Source organism: Pusillibacter faecalis (assembly GCF_018408705.1).
Taxonomy (GTDB): Bacteria; Bacillota; Clostridia; order Oscillospirales; family Oscillospiraceae; genus Oscillibacter; species Oscillibacter faecalis.
In genome coordinates this window covers 529,499-554,903 of the sequence record NZ_AP023420.1, presented here as the reverse complement: position 1 = coordinate 554,903, position 25,405 = coordinate 529,499, and the positions used below count along the sequence as shown (strand labels likewise).

Annotated in this window: 24 protein-coding genes; 21 read left to right on the top strand and 3 right to left on the bottom strand. The window is 54.1% G+C overall.

The window, feature by feature from the left end:
- Nucleotides 1-7 precede the first annotated feature (7 nt).
- Nucleotides 8-373: a metal-dependent transcriptional regulator gene (locus tag KJS55_RS02825; RefSeq protein ID WP_055179561.1), complete on the top strand. Its 366-nt coding sequence runs from the start codon at nucleotides 8-10 to the stop codon at nucleotides 371-373.
- Between the two features lie 287 nt (nucleotides 374-660).
- Here KJS55_RS02825 and KJS55_RS02820 read toward each other — a convergent pair whose 3' ends face one another.
- The 3 genes from KJS55_RS02820 to KJS55_RS02810 form a co-directional block, all read right to left on the bottom strand.
- Nucleotides 661-1,716, bottom strand: a complete 1,056-nt coding sequence (locus tag KJS55_RS02820) for a PepSY domain-containing protein (protein WP_081032376.1) — start codon at nucleotides 1,714-1,716, stop codon at nucleotides 661-663.
- A gap of 267 nt (nucleotides 1,717-1,983) precedes the next feature.
- Complete coding sequence (locus KJS55_RS02815; protein ID WP_055179563.1) at nucleotides 1,984-2,766, bottom strand: ZIP family metal transporter; 783 nt, start codon at nucleotides 2,764-2,766, stop codon at nucleotides 1,984-1,986.
- A 286-nt stretch (nucleotides 2,767-3,052) separates the two neighbouring features.
- On the bottom strand, nucleotides 3,053-3,262 hold the full coding sequence (locus tag KJS55_RS02810) for a DUF4491 family protein (RefSeq protein WP_228300444.1): 210 nt from the start codon (nucleotides 3,260-3,262) through the stop codon (nucleotides 3,053-3,055).
- 408 nt (nucleotides 3,263-3,670) lie between these two features.
- Here KJS55_RS02810 and KJS55_RS02805 point away from each other — a divergent pair, with 408 nt between their 5' ends.
- The 20 genes from KJS55_RS02805 (at nucleotide 3,671) to KJS55_RS02710 (ending at nucleotide 25,350) form a co-directional block, all read left to right on the top strand.
- Complete coding sequence (locus KJS55_RS02805; protein ID WP_055179564.1) at nucleotides 3,671-4,297, top strand: TetR/AcrR family transcriptional regulator; 627 nt, start codon at nucleotides 3,671-3,673, stop codon at nucleotides 4,295-4,297.
- A 60-nt stretch (nucleotides 4,298-4,357) separates the two neighbouring features.
- Nucleotides 4,358-6,109 (top strand): ABC transporter ATP-binding protein, encoded by a 1,752-nt coding sequence (locus KJS55_RS02800; protein WP_055179565.1) that lies wholly within the window; start codon nucleotides 4,358-4,360, stop codon nucleotides 6,107-6,109.
- A gap of 3 nt (nucleotides 6,110-6,112) precedes the next feature.
- Complete coding sequence (locus tag KJS55_RS02795; RefSeq protein WP_055179566.1) at nucleotides 6,113-7,843, top strand: ABC transporter ATP-binding protein; 1,731 nt, start codon at nucleotides 6,113-6,115, stop codon at nucleotides 7,841-7,843.
- A 58-nt stretch (nucleotides 7,844-7,901) separates the two neighbouring features.
- Entirely contained in the window at nucleotides 7,902-8,189 is a 288-nt protein-coding gene (locus tag KJS55_RS02790; protein ID WP_172592688.1) for a DUF4491 family protein, read from the top strand.
- A gap of 51 nt (nucleotides 8,190-8,240) precedes the next feature.
- Complete coding sequence (locus KJS55_RS02785) at nucleotides 8,241-9,305, top strand: helix-turn-helix domain-containing protein (RefSeq protein ID WP_228300443.1); 1,065 nt, start codon at nucleotides 8,241-8,243, stop codon at nucleotides 9,303-9,305.
- Between the two features lie 123 nt (nucleotides 9,306-9,428).
- On the top strand, nucleotides 9,429-10,382 hold the full coding sequence (locus tag KJS55_RS02780) for an ABC transporter permease (RefSeq protein ID WP_055179567.1): 954 nt from the start codon (nucleotides 9,429-9,431) through the stop codon (nucleotides 10,380-10,382).
- A complete protein-coding gene (locus KJS55_RS02775) occupies nucleotides 10,379-11,185 on the top strand; it encodes an ABC transporter permease (protein ID WP_055179568.1) in 807 nt (268 codons plus the stop codon). The genes KJS55_RS02780 and KJS55_RS02775 overlap by 4 nt, the downstream gene beginning before the upstream one ends.
- Nucleotides 11,178-11,966, top strand: a complete 789-nt coding sequence (locus tag KJS55_RS02770) for an ATP-binding cassette domain-containing protein (RefSeq protein ID WP_055179569.1) — start codon at nucleotides 11,178-11,180, stop codon at nucleotides 11,964-11,966. Before KJS55_RS02775 ends, KJS55_RS02770 begins: the two co-directional genes overlap by 8 nt.
- Entirely contained in the window at nucleotides 11,954-12,655 is a 702-nt protein-coding gene (locus KJS55_RS02765; RefSeq protein WP_228300442.1) for an ATP-binding cassette domain-containing protein, read from the top strand. Before KJS55_RS02770 ends, KJS55_RS02765 begins: the two co-directional genes overlap by 13 nt.
- 16 nt (nucleotides 12,656-12,671) lie before the next feature.
- Nucleotides 12,672-14,288 carry a nickel ABC transporter substrate-binding protein gene (locus KJS55_RS02760; protein ID WP_055179571.1) on the top strand — a complete coding sequence of 539 codons (1,617 nt, stop codon included), beginning with the start codon at nucleotides 12,672-12,674 and terminating at the stop codon, nucleotides 14,286-14,288.
- A 109-nt stretch (nucleotides 14,289-14,397) separates the two neighbouring features.
- On the top strand, nucleotides 14,398-14,763 hold the full coding sequence (locus KJS55_RS02755) for a metal-dependent transcriptional regulator (RefSeq protein WP_050624278.1): 366 nt from the start codon (nucleotides 14,398-14,400) through the stop codon (nucleotides 14,761-14,763).
- A gap of 231 nt (nucleotides 14,764-14,994) precedes the next feature.
- On the top strand, nucleotides 14,995-15,945 hold the full coding sequence (locus KJS55_RS02750) for a helix-turn-helix domain-containing protein (RefSeq protein ID WP_055179572.1): 951 nt from the start codon (nucleotides 14,995-14,997) through the stop codon (nucleotides 15,943-15,945).
- A gap of 179 nt (nucleotides 15,946-16,124) precedes the next feature.
- On the top strand, nucleotides 16,125-17,939 hold the full coding sequence (locus tag KJS55_RS02745; protein ID WP_055179573.1) for an ABC transporter ATP-binding protein: 1,815 nt from the start codon (nucleotides 16,125-16,127) through the stop codon (nucleotides 17,937-17,939).
- 2 nt (nucleotides 17,940-17,941) lie between these two features.
- A complete protein-coding gene (locus tag KJS55_RS02740; RefSeq protein ID WP_055179574.1) occupies nucleotides 17,942-19,678 on the top strand; it encodes an ABC transporter ATP-binding protein in 1,737 nt (578 codons plus the stop codon).
- Between the two features lie 336 nt (nucleotides 19,679-20,014).
- Nucleotides 20,015-20,767 (top strand): transposase, encoded by a 753-nt coding sequence (locus KJS55_RS02735; RefSeq protein WP_213542620.1) that lies wholly within the window; start codon nucleotides 20,015-20,017, stop codon nucleotides 20,765-20,767.
- Nucleotides 20,658-21,374 (top strand): transposase, encoded by a 717-nt coding sequence (locus KJS55_RS02730; RefSeq protein ID WP_213542619.1) that lies wholly within the window; start codon nucleotides 20,658-20,660, stop codon nucleotides 21,372-21,374. Before KJS55_RS02735 ends, KJS55_RS02730 begins: the two co-directional genes overlap by 110 nt.
- 335 nt (nucleotides 21,375-21,709) lie before the next feature.
- A complete protein-coding gene (locus KJS55_RS02725; RefSeq protein ID WP_050624282.1) occupies nucleotides 21,710-22,315 on the top strand; it encodes an MptD family putative ECF transporter S component in 606 nt (201 codons plus the stop codon).
- Between the two features lies 1 nt (nucleotide 22,316).
- Nucleotides 22,317-22,991 (top strand): energy-coupling factor transporter transmembrane component T, encoded by a 675-nt coding sequence (locus tag KJS55_RS02720; protein ID WP_044940909.1) that lies wholly within the window; start codon nucleotides 22,317-22,319, stop codon nucleotides 22,989-22,991.
- 12 nt (nucleotides 22,992-23,003) lie between these two features.
- Nucleotides 23,004-24,386, top strand: coding sequence for an ABC transporter ATP-binding protein (locus tag KJS55_RS02715; protein WP_055181086.1), 1,383 nt, complete (start codon nucleotides 23,004-23,006; stop codon nucleotides 24,384-24,386).
- Nucleotides 24,387-24,399: 13 nt separating this feature from the next.
- Nucleotides 24,400-25,350, top strand: a complete 951-nt coding sequence (locus KJS55_RS02710) for a helix-turn-helix domain-containing protein (protein WP_055181084.1) — start codon at nucleotides 24,400-24,402, stop codon at nucleotides 25,348-25,350.
- The last annotated feature ends 55 nt before the right edge of the window (nucleotides 25,351-25,405 follow it).

Below are 25,405 nucleotides of genomic sequence, written 5' to 3'. Positions count from 1 at the left end.
CTGCTCTATGGTCTTGAAAGAGACAATGGAAAACTACGTAAAAGCGATTTATAGCTTGTCGCGCTGGGGGGAGGTCCGTCCTTATCAGCTGGCTGATTATTTATCTGTTTCGCGCCCTACCGTATCCACTACTGTCAGGTCACTTGTCGAAGAGGGATTTGTCTGCGTGGACGATAGGAAAGAAATCCACCTGACCAGAAAAGGGTTAAAAATCGCCAAAGAGATGATGGAAAAACACAACGTCCTGTTCAATCTGCTGGTTAGTCTTGGTGTTGACGAAAACATTGCTTCCAGCGATGCATGCAAGATGGAACATGCGATCAGTGCCGAAAGTTTTTTGGCTCTGAAATCACTAACTCGCTTCTCGGACTGAATAGCAGCAGACCAATGAAAGGCATGATAATCTTCTTATGCATCATTAAATGATTTTGAATTCGCCCTATTAACGCGATTACAAATTTTTCTCATTTTGAATGTGCAGGGGGCACTGGAAATTTTGAAATTCTGTCCTTGGCATAGCAAATACAACTCCTATGTAAAGAAAAATAGTGCCCTGCACGTAAGACTAGTTACGTGCAGGGCACCGCTCGCTTGGTTTTATTTTGCCATCTCATTTGACAGATTGCAAGAAGTTAGTGAATCTGATCTGGAAGGTGGCGGTCAATCCCAGTCGGCGTCCCAATCCAGGATCGCGCCGGTCACGGCATCGATTTCAAACTCATATTCCATCCAGCCGCTGCGCATCTCGCCCTCGTAAAGCACACGGCCGTCATCCACCTCCAGCTTGAACTCGGTGTAAACTCCCGTGGTACCGGCGGCCTGCTCCACGATCTGCTTCGCTTTCGCCTCGCCAATGTAGTCGCTGGCCTTGCTGGAAACCGTGTACCACTCCACATCAAAGTCAAAGCCCAGGATCGCGCCGCTGGCGGCGTCGATTTTGTAGTCATATTCCTTGTTCCCAGAGAAGAATTCCACGTCGTACACTCTCATGCCGTCGTCATAGTCCAGCTCGACATTGATGAATACCGTGTCCGCCGCAGCCACGCCCGCGTGTTCCAGGGCGATGGACTTGGCCTTCTCCGCGCCAATATCGGTATTGGCCTGGGCCTGGTAACCGCCCGCCGCATACCATTCAATATCCTGATCGAAGCTCACGATATCCCCGGTGGCGGCATTGATCTTGTAGTCATACTCCTTATTGCCGGAGAAAAACTCCACATCATACACCCGGAGGCCGTTCTCATAGTCCAGGTTGGCATAGATAAACGCAGTATCCGAGGCGGCCAAGCCTGCGTGCTTCAAAGCGATGGATTTGGCCTTCTCCGCACCAATATCGGTACTGGACTGAGACACCGTGTCGGAACCGGTCATGTGCCATTCAATATCATAATCGAAGCCGAGAATAGTGCCGGTAGATGCGTCGATTTTGTAGTCGTACTCCTTGTTCCCAAACAGAAATTCCACATCGTATTCCATCCGGCCGTGGTCATAGTCCTGCTTGGCGAAGATCCAGGACACCTTGGAAGCATCCACCCCAGCGTGATTCAGGGCAATCTCCTTCGCTTTGGCCTCGCCGATATAGGACGCCTGTTGGAGATGGGGAACCGCCTGATGGGCGGAGGCGTTCACCGCCATTGAGGGAACGAGCAGTGCTCCGGTCATGAGCACCATAGCGGTGCAGCCTGCCAGGATCTTAGGAAAATTCTTTTTCATCATAAAGTCCTCCTAAAGTTGTTGTTCCAGCAATTTCGGGGGGGCTGTTTTTTTGCTGTTCATCTATATAACGCGCAGACAAAGTGTTTTATTGCATCGGGCAGAAATATTTTTCTTAGACAGTAAAGATATCCTAGCGTTCTTTTTTACTCCCCGGCTTTTTGGGGGCCAGAAGCTTATTGCATTTGCAGCGTTCCCGATTGACGCTAAATATACCTGTGTTGTCTGTGAGAGCTATTCCTGAATTCGCCGCAAAATATTCAGGTTCCTCTATCCCAGCGCCACATCAAGTGCCATCATCAGAGTGAACCCCACAGCGAAGGACAGCGCACCAATATCTGAGTGCTTTCCCTGGGACATTTCTGGGATCAGTTCTTCCACTACCACATAAATCATAGCACCAGCAGCAAAACTCAGCAGGTAAGGAAGAGCCGGGACCACCAGTCCAGCAGCCAGAATCGTCAATAGAGCGCCCAGGGGTTCTACTGCACCGGAGAGTACGCCTCCCGCAAAGGCTCGGGGTTTACTCATTCCCTCCGCTCGCAGGGGCATGGAGATAATAGCTCCCTCGGGGAAGTTCTGGATGGCGATGCCCAAAGACAAGGCCAGAGCGCCCATCATGGTGATTTGACCGTCTCCGGCTAGGTAGCCTGCATAGACCACGCCTACAGCCATTCCCTCCGGAATGTTATGAAGGGTGACAGCCAGCACCATCATGGTAGAGCGCCGCAACCGCGTATGAGGCCCTTCTGCGTGGTGACTCTTTTGATGGAGGTGTGGAATCAGATGATCTAACCCCAGCAGAAAGAGGATGCCAGCCCAAAAGCCAATGACCGCTGGCAGAAAGGCCAAAGAACCCGCCCCGGAGGATTGATCCATAGCAGGAATCAGCAGGCTCCAGATAGACGCAGCAACCATGACACCAGAAGCAAAGCCGGTCAACCCCCGTTGCACCCGATCCCCCAAACCTTTCTTCAGGAAAAAGACGCAGGCAGACCCTAGCGAGGTGCCCACAAAGGGAATCAGCAGGCCATAGATAACCAGTGTTTCCATAGGATCAGAACGGCCTTAAATCTACGTTTGTTTTTAAACGTGGCTGTACCGCCCACACCAGTGTCTGCCACTGCCTTTTCTGCAAATGGCATCCACCGTCTAGGGCTGTGGGGGATAAATGGGAAAGATCAGCTTTAATGGGGAGGTTCTGTGATCCAAGGATTTCCAGGTAATTGAACATAATTGCCCTCTTTTCTAGTTGCGGTTTTTGCGAACATAACAGGATGCATCTTGTGGTTAGCCATAACTAACCGCAGAATAATTATATAAAACTACACGTACTCTGTCAAGAGGACAGGTTGAGACAGGGATAAAAACTCCCCCAGTTTCTATTTTCGCTTTGTTTTTTGGGAAACCAACCCCGTTCCACCCTGCGGGTTTGCTCTTTCAACTCCCAGATTCGCCATATGCAGGTAACGCCCAACGGTCTCGGAAGAATAGAGAAAGAGCCCTGACCGAAAAGTGCGGTGAACAGGTAGAGTAGACCGGCAATCAAAAATACCAGCCACCCTCCCTATGTGAAGTGGTACTCAAACCAGATCACTAAGGGGCAAGATGCCTCAATCATCACAAGGAACATCACGCTGATAACTATGCCCTCAAATTATAATTTCACACACAGTATTCCAAACTCAATAACATAAACTTCCGGAGAAGGGAAGAAGGGATCTTTAAGGACTAGTATAGCCTGCCCCTTGCTTTCAAAGATTTTTATTGACACAGTTACACATCTTCAGTTAAATGAACCGTAACTGCCATCCAAGATAGTTGCGGATTTATTATCTGATGAACAAATCCATCCGTATATTGTCATGATTTTATGATAGGGGCTTGACAAATACAGACGCTCGTTTTAAGATAATATCGTTATTAAATAATATAGTTATCGAAAGAGGTGAACAATATGCGCCCTGTAAACGAAAAGCTGCGGGCGGATCTGCTGGAGGCTGGGAAGCGGGAATTTATGGAAAACGGCTTCCGGGGAGCATCCTTAAAAAGCATCGCGGCTTCTCTTGGAGTAACGACTGGGGCGATTTACCGCTACTATACGGACAAGGAGGCATTGTTTGACGGACTGGTGAGAGAGCCTGCCCATGAGCTGGTAGAGCGGTATCGGACCCTTCAACAGACCTTTGCTGGAAGAAACTTGGAGGAGCAACTTCAAAAGCTCCCGGAGGTGCCGGACAAGGAAGCATCCTGGATGATGGACTTTCTTTACGACCACTTTGACGCATTCAAGCTCATCGCCTGCTGTTCCTCCGGGACAAAATACGAGCATTATCTGGATACCCTGGCGGAAATCGAGGACCACTCCGGACGGCTGTTGGTGGATCGAATGGTGGACGCCGGCTATCCCATCCGGCGTCTGGATGATGAGCTGATCCACATCATGTCCACCGCGCTTTTCAATGGGATGTTTGAGACGATCCGCCATGATATGCCGCGGGAAAAAGCGATGGTTTATATGGATGATCTGCGGAATTTTTACTCCGCGGGCTGGTTCCGTCTCCTTGGAATTCCCTTTGAATAAAGGGTTTTCCTTTTGATTCTAAGTTAGCATTTACTAACCAAAAGAAAGGGGTTTTAGGTTATGGATCACAAGAAAGCGCCCTCACCCTTTGCTGTGCTGTGGGGCTGGGCAAGTGGTGAGCACGGTGGATTTTATGCTTCGGTAGCCCTGGCGGTGCTGGGGGTGGCCTGCGGTATGGTGCCCTACTTCTGCGTAGCCGCTATGATTGGGCTGCTGCTGGAAGGGGGTGGCCTTGCGGATTGTCTGCCCTGGTGCGGCCTTGCTCTGGCGGGCTATGGGGGAAAGGCGCTGTTTTCCACATGGTCTACCAGCCTGTCCCACACGGCCACCTATCACACGCTGCGCCGGGTGCGGCAAAATCTGCTCTCCAAACTGAGCCGGGTGCCCATGGGGACGATCCTGGACACGCCCTCCGGCCAGTACAAAACCACCATTGTGGACCGGGTGGAAGGGATGGAGCCCACCCTGGCTCATCTGCTGCCGGAGATGACCTCCAATCTGCTGGTGCCGGTGAGCATCGCGGTCTATATCTTCGTCCTGGATTGGCGAATGGGGCTCGCCTCCCTGGTGACCACGGTGATTGGGATCGTGGTGGCTTCCCAGAGCAGCAAGACTTACGCCGTCCGCTGGCAGGGCGCCGTGGAGGTGGGCCGCCGCATGGCAAATGCCATCGTGGAGTATGTGGGAGGCATCCAGGTGGTCAAGGCGTTCAGCCAGTCCGCCGGGTCCTACAAGCGGTACTCCGATGCCGTGACGGAAAACGCCCAATACTATGTGGACTGGATGGCGGATAACCAGAAGTATATGGCGGTCATGCAGGCGGTCATCCCCTCGGTGCTGCTGCCCGTCCTGCCGGTGGGTCTGCTGCTGTGGGGCGGCGGAAGCCTGAGCACAGCTGTATTCCTCACCATCGTCGTGCTGTCCCTGGGGCTTACCGGACCGCTGGTATCGGCTATGACCTTTGTGGATGAACTGGCGGTGGTGGGCACCAATGTGGGCGAGATTTCTGCCATTCTGGACGCCCCAGAGTTGAAGCGTCCCACGGCAGAGACGAAGCTGAATGGGCTGGGTATCCGGCTGGATCATGTGTCCTTTGCCTACAAGCAGGAGGACGGTGAAGTGCTCCACGATGTAAACCTGGACATCCGGCCGGGGACAGTGACCGCTCTTGTAGGTCCCTCCGGCTCCGGTAAGAGTACCATTGCCAAGCTCATCGCCGGCTTCTGGGATGTGACGGGCGGCTCTGTCGCCTTGGGCGGTGTGGACCTGCGGAAAATCCCGCTGGAACAGCTCAACCGCCAGATCGCCTATGTATCTCAGGACAACTACCTCTTTGACCGCACGGTGCGGGACAACATCCGCATGGGCCGTCTGAACGCCACCGATGCGGAAGTCGAGGCGGTAGCCAGGGCTGCCGGGTGCGATGATTTCATCCGTCAGCTGGATCAGGGCTACGACACCATCTGCGGCGGGGGCGGCGGCCACCTGTCCGGAGGTGAAAAGCAGCGTATCTCCATCGCCCGCGCCATGCTGAAGGATGCGCCCATCGTCATTCTCGACGAGGCTACCGCAAGCATCGACCCGGAGAATGAAGCGGTCATCCAGCAGGCCATCTCCCGTCTGACGAAGGGCAAGACCCTGATCGTCATTGCCCACCGGCTGGGCACGGTAGCCGGCGCGGACAACATCGCTGTAGTGGAAGGCGGCCGGATCGCCGCCCAGGGGAAGCAGGAGGAGCTTCTGGCCTCCTGCCCGCTGTACCGGCAGATGTGGCAGTCCTATCTGGGCGTTCGGGACGGAGAGGAGGAATAAGAGATGTTCAGTGTGCTTCGGAAAATTTCTGCCTTTGCAGGCAGCCGCAGGGGCCTTTTGAAAAAATCCATGCTCGTGGCGTTCCTGGGGGCTGTGTTCACCGCATTCCAGTTTTGGGCCCTGATGCTGACCCTGGAGATTCTGGTGGGCGGCGCGAACTTGAGCATATGGCCCGTGATCGGCATCATGCTGGTTTCCGTGGCGGGGCGGACCGCCTGCTCGTACTGGTCCACCAACGCGGAGACGGAGACGGGCTATTTCATGGTGGCGGAAAAGCGGGTCCATATCGGGGACCGGCTGCGCTACATCCCCATGGGCTACTTCAACGACAACTCCTTGGGCAACATTACCGCCGTAGTTACCACCACACTGGGGGATGTGGAGAACAACGCCGCCCGCTGCCTGGTCAGCGTCATCGGCGGTTTCCTCAACACCCTGGCTATGTGTCTGGCGATCCTGCTTGTGGACTGGAGGCTCGGTCTGCTGGCTATCGCGGGCATCCTGGCCTATCTGCTGGTTACGGAGTTGAGCCAGCGGTCCCTGCTCAAGACCGGCCCTGCCCGCCAGCACGCCCAGATGAAGCTGGTGGAGGCAGTGCTGGAGTACATCCAGGGTATGAGCGTGGTCAAGGCCTATGGACTGGACAAGGACAGCGGCCAGGCCGTGCAGAAAACTGTGGATGAAAGCTGTGAAAAGGCCCTGGGGCTGGAGCACTCCGTAGCCCCCTGGATGGGTCTGCGGCAGATTACGGTGCGGCTGTTCGCCGTGGCGCTGGCCGTGTGCGCTCTGGCGCTCTATTCCGGTGGGAGCCTGCCCCTGACCCGGTGCCTGCTGATGCTCGTTGCCTCTTTTATGCTCTATGCGGAACTGGAGAGCGCCGGCAATATGGCGGACAATCTCCAGATGTTGGGCGCCTCCATGGATAAGGCCAACTCCATCGACGATACGCCGGTGATGGATATTGACGGAGCGGAACTTCAACCGGAGGATGCCTCTGTCCGGTTTGAGGATGTCTCTTTCGCCTATGGGGAGCGGACCATTCTGGAGCATGTGAGCCTTACCGTCCCCGCCGGCAGCACCACCGCCGTGGTGGGGCCCTCCGGCGGCGGAAAGACCACTCTGTGCAATCTCATCGCCCGCTTCTGGGATGTTCAGGGCGGCAGGATCACCGTGGGCGGCCATGATGTGCGGGAGTATAAGCTGGACAGCCTGATGAAGAACATCTCCATGGTGTTCCAGTCGGTGTATCTCTTCAACGACACGGTGGAGAACAACATCAAGTTCGGCCGCCCGGACGCCACCCATGAGCAGGTGGTGGCTGCCGCCAAAGCCGCCTGCTGTCACGATTTCATTACAGCCCTGCCGGACGGCTACGACACGGTTTTGGGAGAGGGCGGCGGCTCCCTCTCCGGGGGCGAGAAGCAGCGCCTCTCCATCGCCCGGGCCATGCTCAAAGACGCGCCCATCGTGATTTTGGACGAGGCAACGGCCAGCGTGGACCCGGAAAACGAGGCGGAACTCCAGGCCGCGATTTCCTCTCTGACAAAGGGAAAAACTCTGATCCTGATTGCCCACCGGCTGAAAACGGTGCGCAATGCCGACCAGATCCTGGTCCTGAACGGCGGGCACATTGTCCAGCGGGGCACTCATGAGGAACTGATTGCCCAGCCGGGCCTGTATGCTGACTTCGTTCATGTCCGGGCCCAGGCCAACAGCTGGAAGCTGGAGGCTTGATACAGCGGCTTGTCCGCCTGCCGGACTCCGTTGTATCATGGGCTGGGGAGGGACTTCTATGGAATTGAATTTGGAAGGGATTGCAGTTGGAGGGGCCTCTCTGCTGGTGATTGGGGCCTTTCATCCGCTGGTAATCTGGTGTGAATACCACTTTTCTCAAAAGATTTGGCCGCTGTTTCTCCTGTGCGGGCTGATCTGCCTGGGCTTGGCGCTGTTTGTGCAGGGACTGCTCTCTATCCTTTTGGGACTTGTGGGCGTGGCCTTTCTCTGGAGCATCCGGGAGCTGAAAGAACAGGCGCGGCGGGTAGAGCGGGGATGGTTTCCCCAAAACCCCAAGCGAACTTAACCCAGGAGCACCGAGGCATATTTTCGCAGCGCGTTAGAGGAGGTGGTGTGGTTGATTGAGTACAACAGCCAAGAGAAACAAGACAGCTTGAGTCATGTCCGCTTTGCGGACGAGGAGCTGATTAAAACCCAGGTCCTGCAGGGGGAGGCGGCTCAGACTATCATTCAGGGGAAGAATTGTTCTGTCTACAAGATGGAAAACGAGACCGGAGAGGGCGTCATCACCCGATACCCGGTGTTCCCTGGGATTGAACTGCTCTATGACGATATTCATATGTCCTGCGGGGTGGCGCACCGGGAGGACCCCCGGGCCGACCTGCTGGAGATCAATCACTGCCGGCTTGGTCGGTTTGAGTGCGAATTTTCAGACGGGAGCGCGGTCTATCTGGGAGAGGGTGATCTGGCCGTCAATGTCATGACCAACCGGACCCGTGAGACCTGGTTTCCCCTGTCCCACTACCACGGCATCACCATCGCGGTGGATATTCCGGTGGCGGACAGGGTGCTGCGTCAGGTATCGGAGGCGCTGGGAGAAGGGCTGTACTGTGACCTCTTTGCTATGCGGGACCGTCTGTGTGCCTGTGACTCCTGCTTCATCATGCGGGCCACTGAGTCCATCCAGCACATCTTCTCCGAGCTTTACCACGCGCCGGAGGATCTGCGGGCAGGTTATTTCAAACTCAAGGTGATGGAGTTATTCCTCTTCCTCGGCTCCCCGGAGATCACGGCACACGGAGAAGAACGCCCGTATGTAGACCGGGCCCAGGTAGAACAAATCAAATCAGTCCGGCAGTATCTGGTAGAGCACCTGGATCGCCGCATTACCCTGCAGATGCTCTCCCAGACCTTTTCCTTTCCATTGACCTCTATGAAAAAGTGCTTCAAGGAGGTGTACGGAACCACCATCAATGCTTATCTGCAAGCCTACCGTATGCACACAGCCGCGGGGCTTCTGCGGGAGACGAAACTGGATGTGACGGAGATTGCCGGCCGGGTGGGATACCAGAACGCCAGCAAGTTTTCCGAGGTGTTCCGACAGCACACAGGACACACCCCAACGGAATACCGAAAAACTTTTTGTCTTATAGGAGCAGACAGCGTCCTGCGGGAGTGGTGAAACAACTGAAAATCGGCTATGATATCCTTGTACGCGGGGGCATCTGCCAGAAAGCGCATCGAGTTCGGTGCGCTTTTTCCTTGACGGATGATTAGCAATAACTAACTTTTCGGAGGTGATACTATGGTACAACGGACCAGGCGCTATCTCATTCGGAGGGTTGTTGTTGTCCTGCTGACTTTGTTTGTGGTCACGCTTCTTTCTTTCCTGCTGATGCGCCTCTCTCCCATTGATCCGGCCACAGCGTATGTGAAGCGCAACTCCGCCATTGTGACCCAGGAGCAGATCGACGAGGCCCGCGTCATGCTGGGCCTGGACAAGCCGCTGCCGGTGCAGTATTTCGATTGGGTGGTGGACGCGCTCCACATGGACTTCGGGATTTCTCTGGGGACGGGAAACCCGGTGACAGAGGAATTGGCGAAAACGGTGCCGGTTACCCTAACGGTGGTGGCGTATTCCGCCGTAATCATGTCCCTTGGGGTCCTGGGGGTGGGGATGCTGGGGTATCTCTGGCGGCAGAAGGCCGGAGGCATGATTCTCTCATTCCTGACCATGATCGGCATTTCCGTGCCCGGTTTCTACCTGGGCACCGCCTTTATTGACCTGTTTGCGGTGCGGCTGGGCTGGATCAGTGTCTCGGGGAACAGCGGCTTTACCCGCTACTTTCCGGTGGCGCTCTGCCTGTCGGTCCTGGGGATCTGCTTCTATGGGCAGATGCTGGCGGCCTCTTTGGAACGAGAAATGGAGCAGGACTATGCCATGTACTTGCGGTGCCGCGGGTTGCGGGAGGGTCGCATCCTTCTGTTCCATGCCTTTCCCCACGCCGTGGTGGACCTCTTACCCAGCTTCGCCCAGATGCTGGGGCTGTGCCTTGCCAATGCGGCCATTGTGGAGCGGGTGTTCTCCCTGTCTGGGCTGGGCTACCTGATTATTGACGCGGTGGTGAAGCGGGACTCGCCGGTGATCCACGCCGCAGTTCTGGTGTTGGCGCTGACACTGGTACTTTTGGACACAGCGGCGGAGCTTTTACAATATGGCCTGAGAAGCGATATGCGGGCCGTGGGAGGCCGGGCATGAGAAAACATTCTTTTGTAGCAAAGGCTGGGCTGATTCTGCCGCTTCTGGTGCTCTGCGTTTGTGCTTTTGGATTCCTGCTCGCCCCCAATGATCCCGATCTGGTGGATTTGACCAAGAAATTTCTATCCCCTTGTTCGCAGTTCCCTCTTGGCACGGACAACCTGGGGCGCTGTGTGCTGTCCCGCCTGCTCTATGGCGGACGGACCACACTGGGGATCGTCCTGGTGGGCTCTGTCACAGTCTCCGTGCTGGGAACGCTGATCGGCCTGCTCATGGGCGGCGGAAAGAACGGCAAAAATCTGATTTTGGAGGGAGTGCTGAATGCGGTCACCGCAATTCCGCCTATCGCCTACCTGATTATCTTCATTGCTGCCTGGGGCAACAGCGTGTTCACTATGGTAGTGGCGGTGTCGGCCTCCCTGCTTCTGCGGGTCATCAAGCTGGTTCAGACACGGACTGAGATCGAACAAGGGAAAGCCTATGTGATGTGCGCGGTGGCCTCCGGTGCGAGGCCGCGCCGCATCCTGTTTGTCCATATCCTCCCCAATCTGGTCTGGGATGTCCTCCACTTTATCTGCCTTTCCTGCGCGGATATGACGCTGTCCATCGTCAGCTTTTCCTTCATCGGCCTGGGCATGGGCGACAATGTAGTAGACTGGGGCAGCATGGTATCGGAGACGCACCACTATCTGCTCTCTTATCCCGGCCTTACGCTGTACCCGGTTTTGATGATTGTGGTGTGTACCATGGCATTCCATACGCTGGGACGCTGGATTGAAAGGAGGGTGTCCGCTCATGCTTGAGGTACAAAACTTATCTGTGACAGCCCGGAACGGCACCCAGCTTTTGAAGCAGATCTCTTTTCAAATCGAGATCGGAGAGGCTGTGGGCCTGACCGGGCAGAGCGGAGCGGGCAAGACCACGCTGCTCAAAGCCCTGCTTGGCATTTTAAGCGGCGGCTGTCAGGTCAGCGGCGGCACGATCCAGGTGGATGGACAATCTCTGTGGGCCTTGTCCCCTCGGAAGCGCCGGGAACTGTGCGGAACGACCCTGGGCTTTATCCCGCAAAATCCAATGACTGCCTTTGACCCCAGACTCAAACTGGGGCGGCAAATGGAGGAAACCCTGCGGCTGAGAACAGGCGTTTCCGGAAAAGAGGCGGTGGAGCAGGCGGAGGCGCTTCTGGCGGAACTGGGCCTGTCCCAGCCCCGGCGGGTGCTGGACAGTTATCCCGCCCAGCTCTCCGGCGGGATGCTCCAGCGGGCTGCGGCCGCTTTGCTGATGGCCCTGCATCCCAAGTACATTTTAGCCGATGAGCCCACCTCTGCGCTGGACGCGGAAAATCGAACGCTTTTGCTGGAGCTTCTGGAGAAGCAGCGGGAAACCGCCGGCATCCTGTTTATCTCCCACGATGTTGCCGCACTCCGCGCCCTCTGCGGGACGGTCTATGTGATGGAGCATGGAATGCTGACCGAACAGGGAACAATGCAGGAGCTTCTGGAACACCCAAAACAGGCGTGGACCAAGGAATATGCCGAAGCAAACCGCCCGGCGAGCAGGGAGGGATGGACATGGACGGACTGATTGCCGAACATATTAGCAAAACTTACGCTGGCGCACATGGGCTCTCTTTTGCCGCGCTCCGGGATGTGTCCATTCATCTGGAGCCCGGCTCCTTTACCTCCCTGGTGGGGGAGTCCGGCTCCGGGAAAAGCACCCTGGCCCGCCTGTTGGTCGGCCTGGAGCCCCCAGATCAGGGGACGATCTCTCTGGATGGAGAGGATACCTCCGGCTGGAGCACTGAGGACTGGCGAAAACGGCGTACAAAACTCCAGGCGGTCTTTCAGGATGCCAGTGGGACGCTGAATCCCATGCGTTCCGTCCGCAGCAATGTGGAGGAGGCGATGGTCAACCTTACCTCCCTCTCAAAGCGGCAGCGCCGGGAGCGCATTGGTAAGCTCATGGAGCTGACCCACATGGAGGAACGGCTTTTGGAAGTTCCCGCCCGGCAGCTATCCGGAGGGGAACAGCGGCGGCTCTCCCTGGTGCGGGCCATGTCCATCCGCCCCAAGTACCTCGTTCTGGATGAAGTGCTCAGTGGCTTGGATCTGATTTCCGCCGATGCCGTCATGCGTGTTCTGGAACAATATCACCGGGAGTTTGACTGTGCTTTTCTGCTTATCACTCACGATATGGACAGCGCCTACCGCCTGTCCGACACCATTCTCACGATGCAAGCCGGGCAGATTGTCCGTGTTGGCATAAAACAGTAACGAAAGGAAGAAACCCATGAAAAAGAGACTTCTATCTCTTGCCCTTTGTGGCGCACTGCTCTGCGGCGCACTGGCAGGCTGCGGTGGAAATGAGACGCCCTCCACCTCGCAGGAATCATCCCCCAGCCAGACGGCGGAGGAGCCCAAGATCCTGACCACTGCGGTCAGCGCGGAGCTGAACACCCTCTACCCCCTCAACATGGATGTGCAGAACAACATCGGCACAAAACTCTGCTATGAAGGCCTTGTTAACTATGAGAATGGGGAGATCGTCCCCTGCCTGGCGGAAAGCTGGGAGTTTTCCGATGACGGAAAGGCTTTGACTTTTCATCTGAAGGAAGGGGTCACCTTCCACGATGGAACGCCGTTCAATGCGGAGGCGGTCAAGACAGACTTTGAGTTTGCACATCCCAATCCCAATTTCAGCAATATCTCCGCCGCGGCCAAGTTGGAGAGCATTGAGGTCGTGGACGAGTACACGGTGACATTCCGTTATCCCAATGCCTACTTCGCCTACCTGATGGACTTCTGCTATCCGGAAACCATGGTTCTGGTATCTCCCGCCGTGCTGGAGGAGGGGAACTACCAGTCCATGAATGGCGTGGTAGGCACCGGCCCCTATGTGTATGAAGAAATCGTGGACGGCGACTATGTCCGCTTTGTCCGCAACGAGAACTACTGGGGAGAACAGCCCTACTATGATGAGGTCATTGTCAAGTACATTCCCGACGCCTCCGCACGGCTTCAGGCGCTCCAGAGCGGTGAGATCGACCTGATCTACGGCAGCGCGCTTCTGACCTGGGACGACTACCAGCAGGCTACCTCCCTCCCCAATATCGCTGGCGCGGTGGCGGAGAGCGACTCAAAGACCCGCAATCTGGTACTCAATGCCTCTGGTGTTCTGTCCGACTTGAAGGTGCGCGAGGCCGTGGCCTACGCCATCGACAAGGAGACCCTCTCCGAAGGGCTGACCTACGGCGAGGAAACTCCCGCCGACCACTTGTTCCCCGACGGCATCCCCTATACGGATGTGGAGCTGAATGTGGTCCGTACCTATGACCCTGAAAAAGCCAACGCGCTTCTGGATGAAGCCGGGTGGGTACTGAATGAGTCCACCGGCATCCGGGAAAAGGATGGGCAGGCGCTGTCCCTGAAATACACCTATGACTCCGGGGACGCTCTGAACAAGTCTCTGGCCACAGCAGTCAAGAGCCAACTGGCGGCGGTAGGTATCAATGTGGAGACGGAAGGCCAGGAGATGATGACTTGGTGGCAGGAGGGTGTTGCCGGCAACTACGACCTCATCATGTGGAACACCGAGCAGCCCTATACCAGCCCCCACAACTACTTCATTCCCATGCTGTCCCGTTCTCCCCATGTGCCCAGCCTCCCCGCTGTGGAAGGCAGCGACGAGTTCCTGGCTCTGATTGAGGAGTTCCAGACTACGGATGACAGCGCCAGGGTCCAGGAGATTTTCGATGAACTGCTAAACTTCGACAACGACAATGTGCTGGATCTGCCCCTGCTGTTCGTCAAGGATATGATTGTTTACAATACGGACAAAATCGCAGGCTATGATTTTTCCAGCACGCCCATGTTCTTTGATGTGCGGCTGATTCAACCTGCGGAGTAACGAATCACAGCATCTATTATAAGGCAACAGAATATACAACAAGGAGCCGGCCTGCTAAGACCGGCTCCTTGTCAAAGGAAATGTTTCCAAAGGAAAGGGGCGGATTTGTTTGGCGTTGCACCAGTCCGGCGAGGACTACCTGGAGGCCATATTACTGCTTCAAAAGGAAAAAGAAATGGTGCGCTCCGTGGATGTGGCCCGGCACATGGGGGTATCTAAACCAAGCGTGTGCCATGCAGTCAATAGCCTGAAAGATGGAGGCTTCCTCGTGATGGACGAGGATCGCTTTCTCCACTTGACAGATGTGGGGCGAGATGTTGCTGAAAAGACCTATGAGAAGCACTGCTTTTTCACCCACCTGCTGATAGACGCAGGCGTAGAGCCCAAGACCGCCGAGCAGGACGCTTGCCGCATGGAGCACGCTATCAGCGACAACAGTTTTCAGAAAATGAAGGCGGGGTTACAGAACAAGTAAAAGGCGGCCTATCCTTCGAGACCATTGAGGGTGATATAATAGGGAAATTGTTCATATTATCGGTCGAAGAAATTGTCGCTAATAGAAATCTGTGGTATATTCCTAATAAGGGGACATACCGCAGATTTTGCTGTATCATAAATAGAAAAGAGATGGTTTTATTGAAGAATATGGTAGTTTATGTTACCATAATACGGGGCAAGACAAAACTAACTTTGCGGAGTGATGATAATGGGGAGGACCGATTTTAATCCAGAATGGTACGGCGCACAGGCGAAAGTGCTGACGAGCAATGAAGATCAGATGGTTGTAGATTATGGCTGTAATGGTCGTGGTATCGTTAAAAGTTATAAATTGTTTGATGGCATACAACTTTGCTTTCTCGATTTTGAAACAGATGAATCTATGAAAGCCCAGAAGTTCAACCCAGATATTATCCAGGTTACTCACTGCCAGACCGGACGGTACGAATGTGAATTTACCAATCATACTGTGGCATATTTACCGAAGGGCTATTTTAGCATTGCAGCAACAGCGTATTTACCGGCTTCATTTTCTTTTCCCTTGGGGAAGTATTATGGCGTCAGTCTTGTCATAGACCGTCAGGCGCTTTCGGAGGAAACACGCCGGATCATGCAGACAATTCCCATCAACCTTGATAAAATAGGCGCAACACTTGGACTTGAAACACGATGGTATGTCAGCGATACTCCACCACAATTGCAACACTTGTTTTTAGAATTATATACAGCCGTCGAAGCGGAGACAACCGGCTATTTTAAAATTAAGGCCCTGGAACTGCTGTACCACATGGAACAGCTTACCCGGGTTAACGGGTGCGACTCAAAGTATTTTGATAAGAAGCAGATACAAGCGACAAAAGTGATCCGGGAATATCTCATTTCCCATCTGGATGAAAAAGTTTCTCTGGAGCAGTTGGCGAAAGAGGTACACTTGAACCTATCGGTTTTCCACTTGATATTTTCCCATATATATGGGGACACTCCATACGCATACCTCAAAAAATATAAAATGAATTTAGCGGCCCAGTGGCTTTCGGAAAATAAGATGAAAATCGGTGATATTGCTTTGGAACTGGGATATAGCAATGCAAGTAAATTTGCGAAAGCGTTCCAATCAGTATATGGAATATTGCCAAAGGACTATCGAAAAAACAGCTAGTCAAAGGCAGACATTGTTTAAGACAAAGTAGCATCCATGAACTTGTAGGTATCTTTGGGCTATTTTAAGTCTAAACGCGGAGATATGGAGTAGCAGATACTTTCAAGGATTGGTAGAATGAACGGCGAGGTTAGCATTTACTAACCTCGCCGTTTTTCAATTTAAGGAGGGTTCATGCTATGTCAAATGCAAAGTCGAAACAGGCAAAGCCAAAGACGGGTTTGGCACGATGTATGGAATTGGCTTCTGACAGAAAGAGCCTTGTATTTTTAGCTGCGGTTCTTTCGTCACTGGCGGCCATTGCTTCGTTCATCCCGTACATAGCGATTTATTTCATGATCCGCTCAATTATCGGTGTTTTCCCGAATCTTGACCAGTTGGATATGGGAATGGTCATGAATTATGGCTGGTTGGCGCTTACCGGAATCGTGGCGAATATCCTGTTGTATTTTCTGGCTATTTTCAGCTCTCACATGGCGGCATTTGGAACACTGTACGAGCTGAAAGTTCTCTTTGCAGACCATATTACCAAAATCCCACTTGGGTATCACTTGACAATTGGTAGCGGCCGCCTACGCAAGATCATGGATGAAAATATTGAAAGCGTGGAGGGTTTTATTGCTCACCAGTTTCCTGACTTTGTTGCTTCTATTACCGCCCCTATTGTCATGGTTATCATCCTGCTGGCTGTTGACTGGCGGTTCGGTCTTGCATCTCTGGTCGGTATCATTCTGGCGTTTATTGCGGAGTTCATTGGCTTTGGTAGCCGCGAGATGAAAGAGAACATGGGCAAGTATCAAAAAGCCCTGGAGGAAATGAACAACGCTTCTGTGGAGTATGTCCGGGGAATGTCGGTTGTAAAGGCGTTCAACCAGACGGCATCTTCGTTCAAAAAACTCAAAGAGGCAATCACCGGCTATACGGAATGGGTTCTCAAGTTTTCCCTGGGCTGGCAGAATTGTATGCCTGCCTTTACCACAATCATCAATAATGTTTACCTGATCCTTGTCCCTGTGGGCATCCTGATTGGCACCAGAACAGATGATTTTGCCGGATTTGCGATGACCTTTATCTTTTATCTGCTTTTTATACCAGCAATTTCCGGTGTGCTGAACAAAATCATGTATATTTCAGAGTCGTTCATGCAGATCAACGGGAATGTGGCCAGGATGGACGAGATATTGAACATTCCAGAAATGCCGGAAACGGCTCATCCTAAGAAACCTGTCGGAGACGATGTTGTTTTCCATGATGTCAGCTTTTCCTACACTGGGGATAATTCCGAGAAAGCACTGGAAAATGTATCTTTTTCAGCAAAGCAGGGACAGATCACAGCCATTGTCGGCCCGTCCGGCGGCGGCAAGAGTACGATTGCCAATCTGATTTCCCGCTTTTGGGATGTGTCCTCTGGCAGCATTACCATTGGCGGTGTAGATGTGCGTGATGTGGCAGAAGACGATCTGATGCGCCAAGTCAGCTTTGTGTTTCAGGATATTTTCCTGTTCAAGCAGAGCGTCTTGGATAATATCCGTATGGGCAACCCTTCGGCCAGTGAGGAACAAGTAATCGCAGCGGCGAAAGCGGCGCAATGCCACGAGTTTATCTCCAAACTGCCGGATGGGTATCATACAGTGGTTGGCTCCAAAGGTATCCATCTCTCTGGCGGTGAGCGTCAGCGGATTGCGATTGCGCGGGCTATCATCAAAGATGCTCCCATTATCGTGTTGGATGAGGCAACGGCCTTCAGCGACCCGGAGAATGAATACCTAATCCAGAAAGCATTTGAAAAGCTGATGCAGGATAAGACAGTTATTATCATCGCACACCGCCTCTCCACGATCCGCAATGCGGATAAGATTATCGTCGTGGAAAAAGGCCATCTCATTGAAGAAGGAAATCATGACGAGCTGGTGGCTACAGGCGGGCGCTATGCACAGATGTGGAACCACTATACAGAAGCGATTGGCTGGAAAATCAGCGGAAAGGTGGTGTAACTATGAGCAGATTACAAAAAGCTCTCTTTTTGTCAGACAAGGGTTACACAGATCTGAAAAAAGCAATCTTCGCCTGCACATTGACGAACCTCGCTATGCTTCTGCCGTTCTGTGTAACTGTTATGATCTTCAGTGAAATCCTGACGCCCTTTGTCAGTGGTGGCTCCATCCAGTGGAACCATATCTGGATGCTGTGGGGCGCGGGTATTATTTCGGCCATCCTGGTATTTCTGGCCGCCAAAAACGATTACCGCAAAACCTATATTGCCTCGTATAAGGAGTCAAACACGACACGGCTGCGGATTGCGGAGCATCTTCGGAAACTCCCTATGAATTTCTTTAACACCAAGGACCTTTCCGAACTGACCACGAATATGATGGCAGATTGCAGCAGCATGGAGTCCCTGCTCAGTAGCACGATTCCTCCGCTGATTGCAAACGGTATTACGGTGACCCTAACCTGCATCCTGCTGGCCTTCTTTGATTGGCGGCTTGCTCTGTGCGTATTCATCACGGTTCCGATTGCCTTCCTCATTATCTGGCTCAGCCGGAACCAGCAAAAGAAACTGTTTGAAAAGCAGGTTGACGCAAAGCTGGCTGCTTCTGACCAGGTACAGGAATACCTGGAAGGCATGAAGATCATCAAGTCCTGCGGGCTGTCCGGCTCTCATTTCAGCGCGTTGGATAAAGCTCTAGTGGCGATGAAAAAAATCGCCATCAAGGTAGAAATGGCTGTCGGCGTGTTCATGTCCAGTGCCAGTATGATTTTGCAGGCAGGCATTGGTATCACAATCTTTGTCGGCGCTATCCTTTTGACGAATGGGCAGATTGAGCTTCTTCCGCTGCTTATGTTCCTTCTGATGGTAACACGGATTTACGGCCCAATCTTGTCAATCTTGGCAAATCTTTCCTCATTACTGAATTTGAATGTGGTCACAAGCCGTATGCGTACCCTGTTCACTACTCCCGCAATGAACGGCAACGAGAAAACGGTCCCGAACTGCGACATTGAGCTATCCCATGTGACCTTTGCCTACAATCGGGAAGATGTCATTAAAGATGTTTCCTGCAAAATCCCCCAGGGGAGCGTGACTGCCCTCGTTGGCCCGTCCGGTTCCGGTAAAAGCACGATTTCCAAACTGATTGCCCGGTTTTGGGATGTCCAGCAGGGCAAGATCACCGTGGGAGGAAAAGACATCAAGAGTATGGAGCCGGAAAGCCTCATGTCTTATATGTCATTCGTGTTCCAGGATGTGACCCTGTTCAATGATACGGTTATGAATAATATCCGTCTTGGCAATCCAAACGCAACAGACGATCAGGTAATTGCTGCTGCCAAAGCCGCCTATTGTGATGAATTTGTCCGGGAGATGCCGGACGGGTATCAGACGGTCCTCGGTGAAAATGGCAGTACGCTTTCCGGTGGTGAGCGCCAGCGTATTTCCATCGCCCGCGCCTTGCTGAAAAATGCGCCCATTATTCTGCTTGACGAAGCAACAGCATCCCTTGACCCGGAGAATGAAATTCTGGTTCAAAAGGCGATTGCCAAACTGGTGGAAGGCAAGACGGTTATTATGATCGCCCACCGCCTCCGTACAGTTGTAGACTCGGATCAGATCCTCGTTCTTGACAATGGCCGACTGGTAGAACATGGGACACACGATGCGCTGATGAAAAAGAACGGATTGTACCACAAGCTGTTCCATATTCAGCAGGAAAGCCTTGGCTGGACAGTATAACTTTGGGGGAGAAGCATTGACTGGGCAGGCTGTTCTACAATATGATAATCTGTGTATTGACCCAAACCAGCGTAGGGTCTTTGTGAGCGGGCGAGCTGTGAAGTTGACCACGATGGAGTTCAATATTCTATATTATCTGGCTTTGCACCCCCGGCTGGACTTTTACCCGGGAGCAGCTTTACCAGTATGCAATGTCCGATGATTTTGCTTCCGGCCTTGAAAGTGTTACCAACAGGATCTACAAGATACGGAAAAACTAAATATCAATGTGGAGCTGTTGACAAAATCCCTTTTCCCCCAAATTATGCTACAATAAGAGGGAAAGGCGGTGGCGGAATGCAACTCAAATTCCACACAGTGACCATCGAGGATCTCATGCCTCAGGATCACTTCCTGCGGCGGCTGGAGGCCGCTTTGGATCTCTCTTTCGTGCGCGTGGAAACCGCTCACCTGTACAGCCGGCGGTATGGGCGTCCGCCCATCGACCCGGTGGTGCTGGTGAAATACCTCCTGGTGGGCTTTCTGTACGGCATCCCCTCGGAGCGTCAGATCGAGCAGCGGATCCAGACGGATGTAGCCCTGCGCTGGTATCTGGGCCTGGATCTGTTTGACCGGGTGCCGGATCACAGCACCATCTCCCAACTGCGGCGGCGAAAGCCGAGTTTTCGGAAGATCTTCCGGCGGCTGTTTGAGGAGGTGGTGGGGCAGTGCGTCGCCAAGGGTCTGGCTAGTGGACGGCTGGTCGGAACAGATTCCACCCATGTGAAGGCCAACGCATCCTGGGCATCAGAGGAACTGGTGGAGTTGCCGGAGAGTCCCGGAGTATACTGGGAACGGTTGGACACCTATGAGGAAGAGGGTCTGGAGGAATTGGAACGCCGGACAGGAAAACGGCGAAAGAAGCGGGTCAAACAGATCAAAAAAAGATCGGCGTCAGACCAGGAAGTGGGTCAGTCGGACAGACCCGGAATCCGGACATATGAAACGTCCGGGGAAGCCACGCGGGCAACATTACCTCGCTCATCAGACGGTAGATACGGACTGCGGCGTGATCTTGGATGTAACGGTAACACCCGGCGATGTCTATGACTCTGTGCCCTACCTGGAGCAAATTGAGCGGATCCACAGGAGTATCCTGCCTATCCAGGCCGCGACGGCGGATGCCGCCTATGACTTCCCGCTGGCCCATCAGGCGCTGAAGGAGTTGGAGATCCAATTTTTCGTCCGTCCACAGGCAGTTCACGACCGCACCAATGTGGAACTGAAACGGGAGGCATTTCAATATGATGAGAGTTTGGATGCCTATGTCTGTCCCAACGGCAAGTTGCTGCGCCTGAATACGCTCCACCGCAGTGCCAGCGGGCTGTACTGGCTGTATCTGGCGGACAAACAGGATTGCCAACGCTGTCCTCTGCGCAAAAAATGCCTGAGCCAGCAGGACAAGCGGGGCGCGCGGAAGTTGGAGCACAGTTATTTTACGGCGCAGCGGAAGCGGAATTTATCGCGCCTGAGCGATCCGATCTACCGGGAAGCCCTCAAGAAGCGGCAGATCTGGTGTGAGGGCACCTTTGCCGCTCAAAAGAGAGGTCACAATTTAACGCAGATATTGCGGCGAGGTTTAGAGGCAGCGGAGGATCATTGCCTCCTTTCAGCGACCGCTTTGAACCTGAAACGGATGATATGGGCCATGAAATGACGCCACAGGGCGTCTTTTTTCTGCTCAATTTCCTATTGCTGTTTTTCTGAGACTACTTTGTCAACGGCTCCAATGTGATTCAAACTGTACACGGATATGGTTATCGCTTTGAAAAGTAAGGGAACAAGAAAACGGCCTTTGTTTATAGCAAGGGCCGTTTTCGATTTGTGCGGATAGGAAAACATCAATAACTCCAACCAAACGGAATAAAGTCGTCTAAACGGAATAGACAGGCAGGGAAGTCCTCGGTAAAATACATCATGTGAGATGGACGCCCGGCGTCCTATTTTTCACGAACGAAGTTAGCATAATCTAACCAAAAAGGAGAGAACATTATGTCTGAACCAGTCAAGAGCCGCGGGATGAGCGGCAAAGATGTCATTACCGTGGGGATTTTCTCCGCCATTTACTTTGTCATCAACTTTGCCTTTATGCTTCTGGGCGGGCTGCACCCGCTGCTTTGGATCTTGATGCCGGGCTTTATCGCTCTGTTTACCGGCATTCCATATCTCATGATGTGCGCCAAGGTGCAGAAGGTGGGCTCCGTCCTGTTGATGGGGCTCATCACGGGCCTCATTTACTATGTCACCGGGCAATTCACCGTCGTGATCCTGGTATCCTTCGTTCTGGCCTGCGGCTTGGCTGAAATTACCCGTGTCATCACCCACTACCGGAGCATGGCCGGCAACCTGGTATCCTTTGTGCTGTTCTCTGTGGGCATGGTGGGCTCTCCGCTCCCGATCTGGCTGATGCGGGAAGACTTCCTGCGGCAGATCACAGAACAGGGGATGCCGGCGGACTATGTGAATACTCTGGCGGCCCTTTCCTCCAATGGGATGCTGATTGTTCTGTTCCTGGCCCCTGTTGTGGGCGCAATCATTGGCGGCATCCTTGCCCGCGCCATGTTCCGCAAGCACTTTGAAAAGGCTGGCCTGGTGTAAGATGGGGAACGGAAAGAAATCGATCTTTGACCCGAGAGCCGGACTGTGGATACTGATCGCCGCCAATATCATCGCGTTCAGCGACCATACTCTGTGGGTGGAACTGGCACTGATCGCTCTGCTGCTGGCGTTGATGATCGTCCACAGAAGATTTACAATGGCAGTCAAATGGGCTGTTGGGTATTGTGCCCTGCTGGTCTTTCAACAGGTGATCCTGCCGGCGTCGCCTATGATCATCGCCACCAGCTTCACTATCTTTGCCACCTATACCCGCCGGATGTTCCCCTGCCTGATGACCGGATCGCTGATGTTGAAATGCACCCCTCTGCGCTACCTGATCGTAGGGCTGCGGCAGTTACATATTCCCCAGAAGCTGATCGTGGCTATTTCCGTGACACTGCGGTACTTCCCCGCTATCCGGGAGGAGATCGGCCACATCCGGGACGCGATGAAGCTGCGGAATATCCGGGGGCTCAGCCGCTTGGAGTGTACGGTGATGCCCCTCATGGTGTCCGCTACGGAGACGGCAGAGGAGCTCTCCGCGGCGGCCGTGACCCGAGGAATCGAAAATCCAGCCCGGAAGACCAGCGCCGTGTCCCTGCGTCTAATGCCAGCAGACCTGACGGGGATGCTGTTGGTCCTGGCCTTGCTGATAGGCTCATTTGTGGTACAATAAGGGGGAGTGACGATGATAGGTTTGGAACAGGTTTCCTTTGGCTATGGAGAAAAACAGGAAACGCTTTCCCAGGTCAGCGCCACTGTTGCCCGCGGAGAGTGCGTCCTGCTGTGCGGGGCCTCCGGCTGCGGAAAGACCACAGTGACGAAGCTGATCAACGGCCTGATCCCGGCTTTTACTCCCGGATGCCGTCTGGAGGGACGGGTGATGGTAAACGGGCTTGCGCCGCGGGAAACACCCATGCATGAACTGGCCCGGCGGGTAGGCTCTGTGTTTCAAAATCCAAAGTCCCAGTTTTTTAATCTGGACACCGACAGCGAACTGGCCTTTGGGTTGGAAAATGAGGGCCGTCCGCCGGAAGAGATCCGCCGCCGTGTGGAGCAGGTCGCGGAAACGCTGCATCTCCAGGACCTGCGGGGAAAAAACATCTTTTCTCTGTCCGGTGGGCAAAAGCAGCTTCTTGCCTTTGGCTCCGTCTATGCCATGGGCCCCGAACTCTATGTGCTGGACGAGCCGACGGCCAATCTGGATCAGGAGGCCATTGCCCGCCTTCACGACCAGATCTCCGCTTTGAAGCGGCAGGGCTGCACAATCGTGGTGGCGGAGCATCGCCTGTACTTTCTCACCGATCTCATCGACCGGGCGTTTTATCTTCGGAGCGGGGTGCTGGAGCGCACCTTCACCGGGGAGCAGTTTCGCAGCCTGCCAGACCCGGAGCGGGAGGCCCTGGGGCTGCGTACTCTGACCCCGGCGGTATGCACGCTCCCCTCTGTGGAACCGGCTGGCACCAAAGAAGGTTTATCTATTGAGGGGCTGGCCTGTGCTTTCCGCAAGGAAGCACCTGTATTCCGAGACCTGTCCTTTTCCGCCCGCCCCGGCGAGGTGGTGGCGATCACCGGACCCAACGGCGTGGGCAAGACCACCCTTTCCCGCTGCCTTTGCGGGCTGTTGAAAGAACAAGCGGGACAAATTCTGCTGAATGGAAAGCCTCTGGATCGAAAAGGCCGCCAGCGGTCGGCTTTCTGTGTCATGCAGGATGTAAACCATCAACTGTTCTCCGACAGCGTGTGGGGAGAGTGCCAGATGTCCGCGCCGGAGGCATCTGACGATCAGATTTCGGAGGTGCTGGACAGCCTCCACCTGCTGTCCTTTCGGGAGCGGCATCCGATGTCTCTCTCCGGGGGGCAGAAGCAGAGGCTGGCAGTGGCCACGGCGCTGCTGTCGGAGAAACCGGTGCTGATTTTTGACGAGCCCACCAGCGGTTTGGACTATGCCCGCATGGTGGAGGTGTCCGGGGTGATCCGCAGTCTGGCAAGGCATGAGCGGATCGTTCTGGTGGTCACCCATGACCAGGAATTCATGCAGAGAGCCTGTGACCGGGTGCTGCGATTGTAAAAGGAGAAATTTCATGCTGGAGCAAGTAATGGCAGACAACGGATTCCCTGTCCCACTGGTGGAGGGCGGAGACTGCCGGGTCTTTCAGTTTCACAGTGGTACCGGAGAGGGGATCATGACACAATGCGACCTGTTCCCCGGCGTATCCCTGATGTACAACGATTTCCATATGGAGAGCTATGATTCCGCGTTCCGTACAACGGAGGATCTGCTGTGCATTGATTACTGCCGCCAGGGGCGCATGGAGTACCCTGCCGGCCCGGATGCGTACTCCTATGTGGAGGCGGGCGACCTGAAGCTGGACCGGCGGCTGGAGCACCAGGGCCATTTTACCTTCCCTCTTGCCCACTATCACGGGATCACCGTTGGCTTTGCGCTCCCCCAGGCCGCCCAATCGCTGAAGGAGTGGATACGGGAATTTCCGGTGGATCTGGCCCGGCTCCAGAATAAATTCTGCTCCAGCCGCCATCCCAAGGTGCTCCATGGGGCGCCCTCTATTGATCACATTTTTCAGGAGCTCTACGCGGTGCCAGAGCAGATCAAGCTCCCTTATTTCCGCATCAAGGTGCTGGAATTGCTCCTGTATCTGGACGCGCTGGAGCTGCCAAAGGATGCGGAAAAGCCTTACTTCTATAAATCCCAGGTGGAAAAAGTGAAGGCTATCCATCGGTTATTGACGGGGGAGCTGGAACGCCACTATACGATTGCGGAATTGTCCGAACGGTTTTCTGTCCCGGCTACGGCGCTGAAGGAGTGCTTCAAGTCGATTTATGGGCAGCCCATCAACACCTATATGCGTAATTTCCGCCTGGACCAGGCCGCGCTTCTGCTCCAGCAGGAGCCTCAAATGGGAGTGGCAGAGATCGCCGGCCGGGTAGGTTATGACAGCTCCAGCAAATTTGCCGCCGCATTCAAGGAAGTCAAGGGCAAGACGCCTCTGGAGTACCGGCGGGAAAGCCAATAAATTTTTCCGTCCAAACGGGACCAGACCGGCAGGACGGAGCGGACAGAGGAAGAAG